Origin of the sequence: Streptomyces sp. NPDC006294 (assembly GCF_042870895.1) — a bacterium.
Taxonomy (GTDB): domain Bacteria; phylum Actinomycetota; class Actinomycetes; order Streptomycetales; family Streptomycetaceae; genus Streptomyces.
Map to the genome: position 1 here is coordinate 103,332 of NZ_JBIAHV010000005.1, position 14,063 is coordinate 117,394.

Genomic DNA, 14,063 nt, shown 5'->3' on the forward strand with positions numbered 1-14,063 from the left:
CCTGCTCGGGTATTCGCCCTCGTCCACACCTTCGAACCGGGGCCGATGCCCAGCGCACCGGCCCCTCAGGTCCCGCCGACCGGCCCTCAGAGGTCATCGGCTTCACCTTTTCACCCGAATGCCCGAGGTCAAGCACCGCCTCGCCGTGCGTTCGAACCAGGGCGGGGTCCGCGCGTCAGCCGCCATCCCTCACCCTCGCGTTCCACGAATCCGAGTGAATGCAGTTCGTACAGCTTGCCGAGGGCCTCGTCCACGGTCGTACCGGCGCCACGGGCGGCGTCCCGGACGGCGAGTGCGCCCCCGGCCGGCAGTGCCTCGAGCACCCGTCTGCCGGCCGGGTCCAGCAGGTCCCTGGGCACCACCGGGCCGCTGCGCGGCGGGGCCAGCTCGCCCATGTCGCCGACGAGTTCGACCACTTCCGCCGCGTCGGTGACCAGCACGCCCTCTCCGCGCAGCAGTTCGTGGACACCGGCCGACAGACCGCTGGTGGCAGGGCCGGGCACGCCCATCGTGCAGCGGCCCAGCCGCTGGGCGCCGCGCGCGGTGACCAGCGAGCCGCTGCGGTACTCGGCCTCGACCACGACGGTGCCTCTCGTCAACGCGGCGATGACGCGGTTGCGCATGACGAATCTGCTGGCCGTCGGATGATCACCGGGCGGCAACTCCCCGACGACGAGCCCCTGTTCGACGATGCGTCCGATCAATTGGCCGTGACCGCGGGGATAGGCCACGTCGACGCCGCAGGCGAGGACCGCAACCGTGGCGCCCCCCGCGGCCAGCGCGCCGCGGTGCGCGGACCCGTCCACGCCGAACGCCGCCCCCGACACCACGACCCAGCCGCGCTCCGCGAGACCGGAGCCGAGAGCGGCCGCCATGTGCGCCCCGTACGGTGTGCAGGCCCGCGCCCCGACCACCGCGACCGAGCGCAGCGCCCACATCCTCAGGTCCGGCCGGCCCCGGACCCACAGACCGACGGGTCTCGCGTCGCGGAGGTCGTCGAGCTGGCTCGGCCACTCGGTGTCGCCGGGCACCACGAACCGGCCGCCGGCCGCCCGGATCGCCTCCAGGTCTCGCTCCGGCTCCACCCCGACGGCACGGGCCCGCAGCCCCTGCGCCCGCCGCTCGCTGACGCCGGGCAAGGCGTCGGCCGGGCAGTCCTCCGATGTCAGCCGGTCCAGCAGCTCCTGGGCGCCGAACTCGCGCAGCCACCGTCCGCCGTGTTCGTCGCCCGGTTCCAGGATGCGCGTCAGGGCCGCCCGGGCCGTCCGCTCCCGTACGTCCGGCGGCCCCTGGGCGACCGCCGGCGCCGTCATGACCCGCCTCCGGACCTCGCGGCCGCTCCCGCCGGTACGCCTCTCGCGATGCCGGTCCGCAGCTCCAGCGCCAGCGCCACGTCACACGGTTCCGGACGGTCCCGCCCGGCCAGATCGGCGACGGTCCAGGCGACCCGCAGCACCCGGTCGAGGCCGCGGGCCGTGAGGATGCCGCGCTCCACGTCCCGCTCGGCGGCTGCCAGGGCGCCGGGGGCCACGGTCCAGCGGGTCCGCAGTTCATGGCCGGGGACCTCGCTGTTGACGCTCCACGGTGTGCCCTCCAGCCGGGCCGCGGCGCGGTCCCTCGCCTCTCGTACCCGGTCCGCGACAACACTCGTGGACTCGCCGCGGCCGCCCTGGCCGAGGAGGTCGGACCGGCTCACCGGCTCGACCTCGATCCGCAGGTCGACACGGTCCAGCAGCGGCCCCGACAGCCGGGCCTGGTAGCGCCGGATGGCCGCGACCGAGCATTCGCAGCCGACCCCGTGGAGGGTGTGCCGGCCGCAGGGACAGGGGTTGGCGGCCAGTATCAGCAGGAACCTCGCCGGCAGGCGCACCACTCCCCCGCTCCTGGCCACGACGACATGGCCGGACTCCAGTGGCTGCCGCAGCGCGTCCAGCGCCTTACCGGAGAATTCCGGGGCCTCGTCCAGGAAGAGCAGGCCCCGGTGGGCGAGCGAGACGGCGCCCGGTTTCGGCAGGCCGTTGCCGCCGCCCACCAGCGACTGCATCGTCGCCGAGTGGTGCGGGGCGCAGTACGGCGCGGTGCGCACCAGCGGCTCGCCCGGCGGCAGGATGCCCGCCACCGAGTGCACCGCCGTCACTTCGAGTGATTCCCGGCGGGTCAGCGGCGGCAGTACACCGGGCAGCCGCTCGGCCAGCATGGTCTTGCCCGCGCCGGGCGGGCCGGAGAGCAGCAGATGATGGCCGCCGGCCGCCGCGACCTCCAGTCCGGTGCGCGCCCGGTGCTGGCCCGCGACATCGGCGAGGTCCGGCCCTTCGCCGGGAGCGGCCGACAGTCCCGTGCCGACGCCCGCGCCCGGCACCAGCAGGCCCGCCAGCATGGCGTCGGGTCTGCCTTCCTCGACGGGCTCCTCGTCCGGTACCGGCTCGTCGGCGAGCACGGCGATGAGCTGGCGCAGGCTGCGCACGCCGAGGACCGAGATCCCGGGTACGAGCGATGCCTCGCCGGCGGTCCGTTCGGGCACGACCACGTGTTCGTACCCGGCTTCCGCCGCCGCGAGCACCGCGGGGAGCACTCCGCGCACCGGTCTGACCCGTCCGTCGAGCCCGAGCTCACCGATGAGCACGAGGTCGGCGATCTGCCGCGCGTCGATCCGCTCGGCCGCGCCCAGGACCGCGCAGGCCACCGCGAGGTCGAAACCGCTGCCGCCCTTCGGCACGGACGCCGGGCTGAGCCCCACGGTGAGCTTCTTCTGCGGCCACTCGGCTCCCGAGTTCACCACGGCCGCCCTGACCCGGTCGCGGCTCTCGACCAGGCTCTTGTCGGGCAGGCCCACCAGCGTGAAGGCGGCGACGCCCGGCTCCAGGCCCGCCTGGACCTCGACGACCACGCCCTCGACACCCACCAGGGCCACGGAACACGCTCGCGCGAACCCCATCACGCCACCCCGCGGGCATGTTCGACGACAGCGGCGCCGCGCCTGGGCAGCATCACGCCCACGAGGTCGATGCGCACTCCGCCCGGCGGCGCGCCGCCGTGCCGCTCCACCCAGCACTCGGCGAGCCGTCGAAGGCGCCGGGCCTTCACCGGCGTGATCGCGGCCATCGGATGCTCATAGGCTCCGGCTCTGCGGGTCTTGACCTCGCAGACCACCACCGTGTCGCCGTCCCGGGCGACGATGTCGATCTCCCCGGCCCGTCCGCAGCGCCAGTTTCGCGCCAGCAGACGCATGCCGGACCTGGTCAGCAGCCGTGCGGCCAGGTCCTCTCCGTACCGTCCCAGTGCCCCCGTCGCGTTCATTTCGGCACCACCTCCGGCACCGACTCTGACGCGTGCGACCCGTCAATGTGGATCTTGGTCGAGAACTGTGGACAACCCTCGGACTGTGGACGACCGCGTCACTCGCGGGAGTGGATTTGGCCCCGGGCACAGCCCGGATCCGGCTCCGGACACGGCCCCGGATTCAGCTCCCCGGAAGTTCGAGGTCGCTCTTGTTCAGCTCCTCGATATTGACGTCCTTGAAGGTGAGGACCCGGACCTGCTTGACGAACCTGGCCGGCCGGTACATGTCCCAGACCCATGCGTCGGCCATCGAGACCTCGAAGAAGACCTCGCCCTGAACCGAGTGCACCTGCATCTCGTAATCGTTGGTGAGGTAGAAGCGCCGCTCGGTCTCGATCACGTATTTGAACAGCCCGACGACATCTCGGTACTCCCGGTAGAGCTTCAGCTCCATCTCGGTCTCGTACTTCTCGAGGTCCTCGGCGCTCATGGCATGTTCCCCTTCAGCCTTGCGTCCCCCCATTGTGCGCCAGTGACCCTGGGTCCTCAGACGATTTCCGGGTCCAGGACCACCGGCGCACTGGGAGGTCCCTCGTCGAGCAGCGTGCGCAGCAGCTCGGCGAGCCTGGTCGGGTACACCGTCTCACGCGCCGCCGACAGTTCGGCGGAGGTCCACCACCTCAGACCGCGGACGCTCCTTCGCTCCAGCTCCGTGAGCCCGGCGGGCGCCGTCGCCGTCCGGTCCGTACGCCCCAGGAAGTACCACTCGTCCTGGTCCCAGCGCCGGCCGTCGAAGGGGAACGAGCAGTGCCGATGCCACAGCACCGGCCCCAGTTCCACCTCGATGATCCCGGTCTCCTCCGCGAGCTCCCGCAGCGCCGCCTGCTCCCGGGTCTCGTCGCCCTCCAGGCCGCCGCCGGGGGTGAACCACCAGTCGTCGGCCGGGTCGGCCGGCTCGTACCCGTGCAGGAGGAGGATGCGGTCCCGAGGGTCGAGGAGCACGACCCTGGAGACCTTGCGCAGCCGGGAGAGCGGAGTGTCAGGCGACACCGGAGACCGCCCTGGCGCGCCGTTTGCGCCCCGTGCGGGCCGCCACCGGCCCGTACGCCGCCCCGCCGACGATCAGCAGGGCGCCGGCCACCGCCGATCCGGCCATGAGCTTGACCGGTCCGGGCCGCGACACCCCTCCCGGCAGGCCGGCGAAGCTCTCGGGGCGCTCGACGATCCCGCCGTCCAGGGGCCAGGCCACGGCGTCGACCCGGGCGGAGACGGCGGAGCGGGACACGGAGCCGTGACCCGGCTCCTGGAGGTGCGACCGGGAGTCGAGCGAGCCGAGGCGCTCGTCACCGAGAAGGAAGAGCTGCCCCTCCGGCACGGTCGCCGTGAACTGCTGCGACGCGGGCTGGTCGGTCTGCAGCAGATACGGTTCTTCGACGGCCTTGCCGTTGATCGTCAGCCGGCCGTCCCCGTCGCAGCACGCGATCTCGTCGCCGCCCACGCCCACGACCCGTTTGATCATGGGCACGTCGCCCCACTGCTTGTCGCGGAAGACGACGACGTCCCCGCGGCGCACCTCGTCGCCGTCGATGCGCTCGGCCAGCACCCGGTCACCCGCCTGCACGGTCGGCGCCATCGACTCCGTCGGCACGGTGTACGGCTGGTAGACGAGAGCGCCCCAGACGAACCCACCGAGGAAGAGCACACAGCCGACGGCCACGGCCAGCCCCGACAGCGCACTGCCCAGCCGGCCGTGGCCGTCGTCTCGTCCTGTTCCGCCCATCACTGCGCTCCCCACCTCGGAGATACGACCCCCGGGAGTCCGGCACCCGGGGAGTCGGCGATCTGGGCGGCACCCTACCCGGCGGTACGCCCGGCGGTCAGCCTCCTGCGCCACAGCACCACGGGCACCGCGCCGACCAGACCGAGCGCCGCGGGGGCGGCGGGCAGCGCCGCGGCCGCGGCGCCGATCGCGGGACGGTCGAAGGTGTCCGGCACCGGCAGGGTGGACCAGCGGTCCAGCGGCCAGGCGACCACCACGGCGCGGCCCACGACCTTGTCGACCGGGACGAAGCCCTGGTTCACGTCCTCCATGTGGTAGCGCGAGTCCTGCGAGTTCTGGCGGTTGTCACCCATCACCCAGATCTTGTCGTCCGGCACCTTGAAGGGCCCGAACGGCATGTCGTCGCAGGCCGAGCTGCCGGGGAAGACGTACGGCTCGTCGAGCGCCTCGCCGTTGACCTTGACCGGGCCGCCCTTCTTGCACTCCACCGTGTCGCCGCCGACCGCGATCGTCCGCTTGATCAGGTCCTTGTCCTCCGCGGACGGCATCAGGCCGATGAAGCTCAGGAACCGCTGCACGACGTTCGGCTCCGGGATGGGCTCGCCCTCCAGCCAGCCGCCGGGGTCGTGGAAGACGACGACCTCGCCGCGCTCGGGCTCGGAGCCGAACCACGGGGTGAGCTTGTCCACCAGCACCCGGTCGCCCCGCTGCAGGGTGTTCATCATCGATTCCGACGGGATCGAGAACGCCTGCACCAGGAAGGTCTTGATCAGCAGCGCGAGAAGCAGTGCGATACCGACGAGGAGCGGCAGTTCCTTCCAGAAGGACTTCTGCTTCTTCCGGTCCGTACCGCTGCCCTCCGGGGAGTCGCCGTCACTGTCGCCGCCATCGCCACCGCCACCGTCGCCGCCGGTCGGCGGCGGTGGGTCGTCCGTCACCCCCGGGGGCGTCTCGGGAAGCCCGCGCCTCTCCTCGGGATCGTCATGCCCGGACCGTGCGCCGACCGCCACGTCCCCCACATCCACTCCTCACGCCGTGCGAACCGCCTGTGCCGAATCAGGTACAGGCCCACCACTCCCATAACGAGCGGGAGTTCCGCAGGGGTCGGGAGCAGGACCATTCCGTTGTGGTCCTGGGAGGACAGACTATTCGACGGCGACTGTGCCGCCGTCGTCCCGGCGCGCGCGTTGGGCACGGATGCGTACGTCTCCGGCTCCTCCAGCTGCCGCCAGTGGTCCAGCGGCCAGGCGATCACGACCGCCCTGCCGACGACGCGGTCCTCCGCGACCGTTCCACTGCCCTCCTCGTCGAGGTGGAAACGCGAATCGGCGGAGTTCGACCGGTGGTCCCCCATCACGAAGAGCCGCCCGGCGGGCACCTTCACGTCGAACCGCATCGACGAGGGAACGTCGTCCGGATGCAGATAGGGTTCGTTCAGCGCCACACCGTTGACGGTGACCCTGCGGTCCTTGTCGCAGCAGACGACCCGGTCCCCGCCGACGGCCACCACCCGCTTGATGAGGTCCCGTTCGTCGTCCGACGGCAGCAGCCCGATGAAGGTCAGCAGCTGCTTGGCCTGCTTGATCACGACCGGATCGTCCTGTGCCGGCGTCTCCTCCGGCGGCAGCCAGCCCCCGGGGTCCTTGAACACGACGACGTCGCCCCGCTCCGGCTTCGAACCGAACCACGGGGTGAGTTTGTCGACCAGCACCCGGTCCTCGATCCTGATCGTCTGCTCCATGGAGCCCGACGGGATCACGAAGGCCTGCACCAGGAACGTCTTCAGCACCAGGGCTATGAGCAGCGCGACCGTGATCAGGACAGGTATCTCCTTCACCGCGGAACGGCGGCGCTTGCGCCTGACCTTCTGTGCCAGCCGGCGCCGCTCGGCCCGGCCGGGCAGCGACCGGGCCCCATCGGTGGGCCGGGTCCCGGTCGGCAGCCGGGTGTCCGCCCGGTGGCTGGGGCTGCGCCCGCGTTTACCCATGGGCGCCGCCCGGGGGCGCGTCGGGGACGCCGGAGTACGCCTCCGTCGTCTCGATGCCGGACCAGCGGCCGACGGGCCAGCCGATCCAGTCGACCCGGCCGATCACCATGTCCACGGGCACCATCCCGCCGCCGGGCCGGCCGAGGTGGTCCCTGGAGTCGCTCGAGTTGCTGCGGTGGTCGCCCATGACCCAGAGCGTCCCCTCGGGGACGACGATGTCGAACGCCACCTCCGACGGCACGCCGTCGGGGTGCAGATACGTCTCTTCGACCGGTACCCCGTTCACCTCGACCCTGCCCCCCTCGTCGCAGCAGACAACGCGGTCACGACCCACGCCCACCACCCGTTTCACGAAATCGGTCTCGGCCGGCTCGGCGAGTCCGAATACGGCGAGCCCCTCTCGTACTACGGAACTGACCGGATTTTCAGTCAGTTCCTCCGGTACGAAGGAGCCCGCGCCGTCGAAGACGATCACGTCTCCGCGCCGGGGCTCCGCCCCGGAACCGTACGCCAGCTTGTTCACCAGCACCCGGTCCCCGACCTGGAGCGTCGGCTCCATGGAGCCGCTGGGGATCTGGAAGGGCTGGATCAGGAAGTGGTTCAGCAGCAGCACGAAGACCGCGCAGGCGGCTCCGATCCAGCCGGCCGTACGCAGCGACATCGGCCCACGGCCGGCACCGCCCCGGAAAAGCCGGAAACGCCGGGAAAAACGGGAGGCGCGGGAACGACGCACGGAGCGCGATCCCTCTTCCCCGTCCCCGTCCCCGGGGGTGGAAGAGCGATCGCGCTCCGTGTGCGGTGCTTGGGTGTCCATCGGTGCCAGAGCTTATCCGGCCGCCCTGTGACCGGTGGATCCGAAGCGTCGTCGCGGCTGTGAGCTCAGGCTCGTCAGTCGCGCTTCTCCTTGATCTTCGCGGCCTTGCCGCGCAGCTCACGGAGGTAGTACAGCTTGGCGCGACGGACGTCACCGCGGGTGACGAGCTCGATCTTCTCGAAGATCGGGCTGTGCACCGGGAAGGTGCGCTCGACGCCGACGGAGAAGGAGACCTTGCGGACCGTGAAGGTCTCGCTCACGCCCGCGCCCTGGCGGCGGATGACGACGCCCTTGAACTGCTGGATACGGGAGCGGTTGCCCTCGATGACGCGAACGTGGACGTTCACGGTGTCACCGGGACGGAAGGCCGGGACGTCGCTGCGCAGCGAAGCCGCGTTGACGCTGTCGAGCAGGTGAGCCATGGTGGTCTGCTTCCTCGCCGATGCCACAGGTCATCAGCGGAATGTCGTGATGAGAAAAGGGTGCTCGCGCGCCGGGCGGGCGTCGTTCCCCCTGTGGCAGGGGCGCCGGCCGGACGTACAGCAGCGGCTCATTCTTCCACGGTCTGCGGCCTGCGCCAAAATCGGCCGCCCGGCTCCGGCGCCCAGCCGAGGATCGACAGGGTCTCCCGGTCCTTCTTGTCGAAGGCCGCCGGGTCGCAGCGCTCGATCAGGTCGGGCCGGTTGCGGGCCGTACGGGTCAGCGCCTCGTCCCGCCGCCAGCGCGCGATCCTGCCGTGGTGGCCGCTGACCAGCACCTCGGGGATCTCGCGCCCGCGCCACACGGGGGGCTTGGTGTAGACGGGGCCCTCCAGCAGGTTCGCCATCGCGCCCGGTGCGAAGGAGTCGTCCCGGTGGGACTCGGCGTTGCCGAGCACGCCCGGCAGCAGACGTGCGACGGCCTCGGTGACGACCAGCACGGCCGCCTCGCCGCCGGCCAGCACGTAGTCCCCGATGGACACCTCGAAGACCGGCATCCGGGTCGCGTACTCGTCCACGACCCGGCGGTCGATGCCCTCGTAGCGCGCGGGGGTGAAGATCAGCCAGGGGCGCTCGGAGAGCTCCACGGCCAGTTCCTGGGTGAAGGGACGTCCGCTGGGGGTGGGGACCACCAGCGCGGGGCCGTGGGCGCCCGACTCGTAGCCGCTCGCCAGGACGTCGTCGAGGGCCTCGCCCCACGGCTCCGTCTTCATGACCATGCCGGGCCCGCCGCCGTACGGGGTGTCGTCGACGGTGTTGTGCCGGTCGTACGTCCACTCGCGCAGGTCGTGGACGTGGACGCCGAGCTGTCCGCGGGCGCGGGCCTTGCCGACCAGCGAGACGTTCAGCGGTTCCAGGTACTCGGGGAAGATCGTGACGACGTCGAGCCGCATCAGGACCCGTCCTCCGCGGCGTCGCGGCTGGAGGCGACCTCTGCCTCGCCCTCGTCGAGGAGCCCGCGCGGCGGGTCGATCACGGCCCGCTGCTCCTCCAGGTCGATCTCGGTGACGATCTCCTGGACGAACGGGATCATCACCTCGCTGCCGTCGGGCCGTTCGACGATGAACAGGTCCTGCGACGGCAGATGGCTGATCTCGGTGATCCGGCCGACCTCCGTGCCGTCCGCGAGCACCACGTCCAGGTCCATCAGCTGGTGGTCGTAGTACTCGTCGGGCTCCTCCGGCAGTTCCTCCGGGTCGACCTCGGCGATGAGCAGGGTGTTGCGCAGCGCCTCCGCCGCGGTGCGGTCGGCCACGCCCTCGAAGCGCAGCAGCAGCCGTCCGCTGTGCACCCTGCCGCTCTCGATGGTCAACGGCCCGACTGCGGCCGGGTCGGTGGCCAGCACGGCGCCGGGCCCGAGCCGCAGCTCCGGCTCGTCCGTGCGCACCTCGACGGTGACTTCGCCCTTGATCCCGTGGGCCCGGCCGATCCGCGCCACTACCAGCTGCACCTGAATGTCTCCTTCGATACGACTACGGGCCGGGGAGGGCCGACGGCCCTCCCCGGCCCGAGCCGGCGCAACTAAGCGAAAACAGCCAACTTGTTCAGTGGACCTGGTCCACGTCGACGAGGTCGACGCGGATTCCACGGCCACCGATGGCGCCCACGACGGTACGCAGAGCGCGTGCGGTGCGGCCGTTGCGGCCGATCACCTTACCGAGGTCGTCGGGGTGGACCCGGACCTCGAGCACACGCCCGCGGCGCAGGTTGCGCGAAGCGACCTGCACGTCGTCCGGGTTGTCGACGATGCCCTTCACGAGGTGCTCGAGAGCCTCCTCGAGCATGCTCAGGCCTCGGTCGACTCGGTGGACGCGACCTCGGCCTCGTCCGCCTTCTTGTCGGCCTTCTTCGCCTTCGGGGTGATGGCCTCACCCTTGGCGTCGTCACCCTCGAGAGCCTTGGCGAAGGCGTCGAAGGAGGCGCGCTTGTCCTCCTTGGCCGCCGGGGCCAGCAGCGGCTTCTCCGGGGCGGGCAGGCCCTTGACCTTCTGCCAGTCGCCGGTGAGCTTCAGGATGGCGAGGACGGGCTCGGTCGGCTGGGCGCCGACGGACAGCCAGTACTGAGCGCGCTCCGAGTCGACCTCGATGCGCGACGGGTTGTACGTCGGGTGGTACAGACCGATCTCCTCGATGGCCCGGCCGTCACGGCGGGTACGGGAGTCGGCGACGACGATGCGGTAGTGGGGCTGGCGAATCTTGCCGAGACGCTTCAGCTTGATCTTGACTGCCACGGGAGTGGTGTCTCCTGGTCTTGACGTGGTTGGGCACACGAGATGCCACGTGGGGTTGCGGTACTCGGGATGCCCGATGGACGCGTCAGCCGGAGGCGAGAGGGTTCCTGTGCGGCTGTCGAGTACAGCTAGCCATTGTGCCACACGCCCGCGACGGCTCCGCACCCGCCGGGACATCGAGCAGCCCGGACCGGCAGACGGCCGGTCTCACCGGCCGTCTGCGGGCCCGTGGGCGCGGAGGCTTCAGCCGGCCGCGCCCACCGTCTCCGGGATCCGGAACGGCTTTCCGCAGCCCCCGCAGACGATCGGCGCCTGGGCGAGGACCGAGGGGACGACTCTGACATTGCGGCCGCAGTCGCAGACGGCCTTCACCCGCACGCCGCCGCCCGAGGAGCCGTGCCGTGCGGCCGGCCCGCGGAAGGTGCGCTTGGTGTCGGAGGCCGTCGCGACCGTGTGCGCCTTGAGGGCGCGCTGCAGCCGCTCGATCGTGGGGCGGTACCGCCGTTTCGCCTCCGGGTTGAGCGCGACCAGCGAGAAACCACTGCTGGGGTGCGGCTCTTCCACGTGGTCGAGGCCCATCTCCTCGGCGATCGCGAGGAAGCGGCGGTTGTGGTAGCGGCCGGCACGCGAGGTGTCGCGGACGCCTCGCGCGGCGGCGATGCCGTGGACTGCCTCATGGAGCAGTCGCTCGAAGGAGAGCTCGGCGCCGCAGGCGGACGAGGACTCTCCGATCAGGGATTCGGGCGCGGCAAGATCCGGCAGCTCGGGGTGGTGCCGCTGAATGTCGGCCCACGCCTGTGCCAGCTCTGCGGCGAGAACAGGTGGTGTCGTGCTCACGTCGTGATAACGAGCCGGAGGGCCATGGGGTTCCATTCCGGGCCATCCCAAATATTTTGCACGTACCCGTCAGTTCCCGTCACTTGCCGTTGATGCGCCCTGACGCGGTCGGGTGCGCCGATCTGCGGAGAATCCGCGCGGCTCGCACCAAGGCGGTACGTAGCGGCCCGGCGTCCCTGCCTCCGGCGTGCGGGGTCAGTACGCCCGCGCCACGACGGCGACAGTACCGGGAGCGTCGTCCGCGTCGGGCACCGACCCGTCCTCCGCGACGAGACAGCGCACCGAGACCCCCTGCTCGGCGAGCCGCGCCTCACCCTCCTGGCCGAGCACCGCCCACGGGATACGCGCCCACCCGCCGGCGGCCGCGGCCTCTGCCGCCTCCTCGATCGTGGCGACGTCGCTGGTACGCGACTCGCGCCGCACCCGGGACTGCTCGAGCAGCAGGGCCTGGTCGTCCTCGAGGATCTTCGGCAGCAGCGCGGCGAGCGAATCGATGCCCACCGGCTCCTTGCCTCCCCCGGAGCCTCCGGCCCGGGAGGTGCCCCCAGGGATGCGGCGGGCCAGCATCGCGGTGCCCGCCTCCAGGTCCCGCGGCCCGATCTCGACCCGTACCGGCACGCCCTTGAGCTCCCAGTCGACGGCGCGGCGGCCGAACGGCGTGTCCACTCTGTCGTCGATCTGCACCCGCAGGCCCGCGGCCTTGAGCGCCGCGCCGACCTCCCGCACCCGGGCGACCGCCTCGTCGCCCTTGATGGCCATGACCACCACCTGCACGGCCGCGAGCCGCGGCGGCACCCGCAGCCCGTTGTCGTCGCCGTGCGACATGATCAGCCCGCCGACCATGCGGGTGGACGTCCCCCAGGAGGTCTGCCAGACGAGCTCCTGCTGCCCGTCCCCGGAGAGGTAGCGGGTGTTGAACGCCTTGGCGAAGTTGGTGCCGAGCTCATGGCTCGTGCCCATCTGCAGGGCCTTGCCGTCCCCCATCATCCCCTCCAGGGTGAGGGTGTTGATCGCCCCGGCGAACCGCTCGCGGGGCGTCTTGCGCCCGAGGAGCACGTCGATGCCGAGGACGTTCACCATGAAGTCCGCGTAGACGTTCCGGTGGATGTGGGCGGCGTAGTCCCTGGCGTCCTCATAGGTGGCGTGGGCGGTGTGGCCCTCCTGCCAGAGGAATTCGGTCGTCCGCAGGAAGACCCGCGGGCGCATCTCCCAACGGACGACGTTCGCCCACTGGTTGATCAGCAGGGGCAGGTCCCGGTAGCTCTGCACCCACTTGGAGAAGTAGTCGTTGATGATCGTCTCGGACGTGGGCCGCACCACGACCGGCTCGTCGAGCTCCTTGCCCCCGCCGTGCGTCACCACCGCGAGCTCGGGCGCGAAGCCCTCGACGTGCTCAGCCTCGCGAGTCAGGTAAGACTGAGGGATGAAGAGCGGGAAGTAGGCGTTCGACGCACCCGCGTCCTTGATGCGGGCGTCCATCTCCTGCTGCATCCGCTCCCACAGGCCGTAGCCGTACGGTCGGATGACCATGGTGCCGCGCACCGGTCCGTTGTCCGCCAGTTCGGCCTTGTTGATCAGGTCCTGGTACCACCGCGGGAAGTCTTCGGACCGGGGCGTGAGAACGGGTGCCTTAGCCATGGCGGGCATCGTACGGCGACAGCGGACCTGTGCGTGAATCGGCCAGGTTGTCCGGGGCTCACGCCCCGGCGCAGAAGCAGTGCCGCGCAACCTCTGGACGTGGGGACGCCCGCGGAGTTCTCTGGCATACGGGGAAGCGCGGAGCGTACGCACACGGGGGCTGACTCAAGGGCACATCACCTCTCGGCGGATTGGGGCGCTTTCGATGACATCCACGCTCGTCCAGCACCGACCCCACAAGGCGTCGGCACCCTCGGCGGAGACAAGCACACGCGCCCGGGACTGGGCCGAGATCCAGGAACGCATGCTGGTGCCGCTCTACGAGGCGGTCTACGCACGTCTCGAGGTCGGCGCGGGCACGCAGCTCCTGAGTCTCGGCTGCGGCTCCGGACTCGCCCTGCTGATGGCGAGGGCCCGCGGGGCGAGCGTGACGGGTGTCGACACGGACGGTGACCGGCTCGCCCTCGCGCGGGAACGCATGGACGGGAGCCCGACGGCCCGGCTGCTCGACGGCGACGCCACCGCCGCGGCGGGGCCCGGCCGGCCCGCGTACAACCTCATCACCGCGTTCCAGCCGATCGGAGCCGGCACGGGCGACGCGGGGCGGCTGGAGCAGGCGCTGCGGGACGCGATCGGCCTCGCCGAGCGCCGGAGCCACGTGGTGCTCACCGCGTGGGGGCCGCCGGAGCGGTGCGCCACCTCGGGGGTGCTGCGCGTGGCCGGCGAGCGGCGGCGCACCGCGCATCGCGACGCCCTGGAGGACGTGGCCGGGCGCGCCGGACTCAATCCGGACGGCTCGGGCCGGGTCGCCTGCCCCTTCGGCTACGCCGACACGGACAGCGCGGTACGGGGACTGCTGTCGACCGGTCTGTACGACGCGGCGGTGCGGGAGAGCGATCCGGCCCAGGTCGGGAAGGAGATCGCCGAGGCGCTCCACGACCACCGGCGGCCCGACGGCACCGTCTGGATGCCCAATGTCTTCCGCTATCTGATCGCCCGCACGCCCTGACCCCGGACAC

General features: G+C 71.4%; 16 protein-coding genes and 1 pseudogene. 1 reads left to right on the forward strand and 16 read right to left on the reverse strand.

What is annotated here, in order from left to right; all coding sequences use genetic code 11:
* Positions 1-128: 128 nt before the first annotated feature.
* The 16 genes and pseudogenes from dprA to proS form a co-directional block, all read right to left on the reverse strand.
* Positions 129-1,313: a DNA-processing protein DprA gene (gene dprA / locus ACFYOP_RS10275; protein WP_356895642.1), complete on the reverse strand. Its 1,185-nt coding sequence runs from the start codon at positions 1,311-1,313 to the stop codon at positions 129-131.
* Positions 1,310-2,935: a YifB family Mg chelatase-like AAA ATPase gene (locus tag ACFYOP_RS10280; protein WP_356895640.1), complete on the reverse strand. Its 1,626-nt coding sequence runs from the start codon at positions 2,933-2,935 to the stop codon at positions 1,310-1,312. Before ACFYOP_RS10280 ends, dprA begins: the two co-directional genes overlap by 4 nt.
* A complete protein-coding gene (locus tag ACFYOP_RS10285) occupies positions 2,935-3,297 on the reverse strand; it encodes a YraN family protein (protein WP_356895638.1) in 363 nt (120 codons plus the stop codon). The genes ACFYOP_RS10280 and ACFYOP_RS10285 overlap by 1 nt, the downstream gene beginning before the upstream one ends.
* Before the next feature lie 163 nt (positions 3,298-3,460).
* A complete protein-coding gene (locus ACFYOP_RS10290) occupies positions 3,461-3,769 on the reverse strand; it encodes a DUF2469 domain-containing protein (RefSeq protein ID WP_005311352.1) in 309 nt (102 codons plus the stop codon).
* A gap of 56 nt (positions 3,770-3,825) precedes the next feature.
* The gene (locus ACFYOP_RS10295) at positions 3,826-4,329 is read right to left on the reverse strand and encodes an NUDIX hydrolase (RefSeq protein ID WP_356895636.1); all 504 of its coding nucleotides are present in this window, start codon (positions 4,327-4,329) and stop codon (positions 3,826-3,828) included.
* Positions 4,319-5,059, reverse strand: coding sequence for a signal peptidase I (gene lepB / locus ACFYOP_RS10300; RefSeq protein ID WP_356895634.1), 741 nt, complete (start codon positions 5,057-5,059; stop codon positions 4,319-4,321). The genes ACFYOP_RS10295 and lepB (ACFYOP_RS10300) overlap by 11 nt, the downstream gene beginning before the upstream one ends.
* Positions 5,060-5,133: 74 nt before the next feature.
* On the reverse strand, positions 5,134-6,069 hold the full coding sequence (lepB, locus tag ACFYOP_RS10305; protein ID WP_356895782.1) for a signal peptidase I: 936 nt from the start codon (positions 6,067-6,069) through the stop codon (positions 5,134-5,136).
* Positions 6,044-7,046 (reverse strand): annotated as a pseudogene (gene lepB, locus ACFYOP_RS10310) (signal peptidase I); the annotation flags it as partial. The gene lepB (ACFYOP_RS10305) and the pseudogene lepB (ACFYOP_RS10310), both read right to left, overlap by 26 nt.
* Positions 7,039-7,860 (reverse strand): signal peptidase I, encoded by an 822-nt coding sequence (gene lepB, locus ACFYOP_RS10315; protein ID WP_356895632.1) that lies wholly within the window; start codon positions 7,858-7,860, stop codon positions 7,039-7,041. The pseudogene lepB (ACFYOP_RS10310) and the gene lepB (ACFYOP_RS10315), both read right to left, overlap by 8 nt.
* Before the next feature lie 74 nt (positions 7,861-7,934).
* On the reverse strand, positions 7,935-8,282 hold the full coding sequence (gene rplS / locus ACFYOP_RS10320; protein ID WP_356895630.1) for a 50S ribosomal protein L19: 348 nt from the start codon (positions 8,280-8,282) through the stop codon (positions 7,935-7,937).
* Between the two features lie 128 nt (positions 8,283-8,410).
* A complete protein-coding gene (gene trmD, locus ACFYOP_RS10325; protein ID WP_356895628.1) occupies positions 8,411-9,232 on the reverse strand; it encodes a tRNA (guanosine(37)-N1)-methyltransferase TrmD in 822 nt (273 codons plus the stop codon).
* Positions 9,232-9,789, reverse strand: coding sequence for a ribosome maturation factor RimM (gene rimM, locus ACFYOP_RS10330; RefSeq protein WP_356895626.1), 558 nt, complete (start codon positions 9,787-9,789; stop codon positions 9,232-9,234). The genes trmD and rimM overlap by 1 nt, the downstream gene beginning before the upstream one ends.
* 94 nt (positions 9,790-9,883) lie before the next feature.
* Positions 9,884-10,123, reverse strand: a complete 240-nt coding sequence (locus ACFYOP_RS10335; RefSeq protein WP_018850017.1) for an RNA-binding protein — start codon at positions 10,121-10,123, stop codon at positions 9,884-9,886.
* Between the two features lie 2 nt (positions 10,124-10,125).
* The gene (gene rpsP / locus ACFYOP_RS10340; protein ID WP_356895624.1) at positions 10,126-10,569 is read right to left on the reverse strand and encodes a 30S ribosomal protein S16; all 444 of its coding nucleotides are present in this window, start codon (positions 10,567-10,569) and stop codon (positions 10,126-10,128) included.
* 243 nt (positions 10,570-10,812) lie between these two features.
* Positions 10,813-11,406 carry a hypothetical protein gene (locus ACFYOP_RS10345; protein WP_356895622.1) on the reverse strand — a complete coding sequence of 198 codons (594 nt, stop codon included), beginning with the start codon at positions 11,404-11,406 and terminating at the stop codon, positions 10,813-10,815.
* Positions 11,407-11,601: 195 nt separating this feature from the next.
* Positions 11,602-13,044: a proline--tRNA ligase gene (gene proS, locus ACFYOP_RS10350; protein WP_356895620.1), complete on the reverse strand. Its 1,443-nt coding sequence runs from the start codon at positions 13,042-13,044 to the stop codon at positions 11,602-11,604.
* Positions 13,045-13,249: 205 nt separating this feature from the next.
* Here proS and ACFYOP_RS10355 point away from each other — a divergent pair, with 205 nt between their 5' ends.
* Positions 13,250-14,053 (forward strand): class I SAM-dependent methyltransferase, encoded by an 804-nt coding sequence (locus tag ACFYOP_RS10355; protein ID WP_356895618.1) that lies wholly within the window; start codon positions 13,250-13,252, stop codon positions 14,051-14,053.
* The last annotated feature ends 10 nt before the right edge of the window (positions 14,054-14,063 follow it).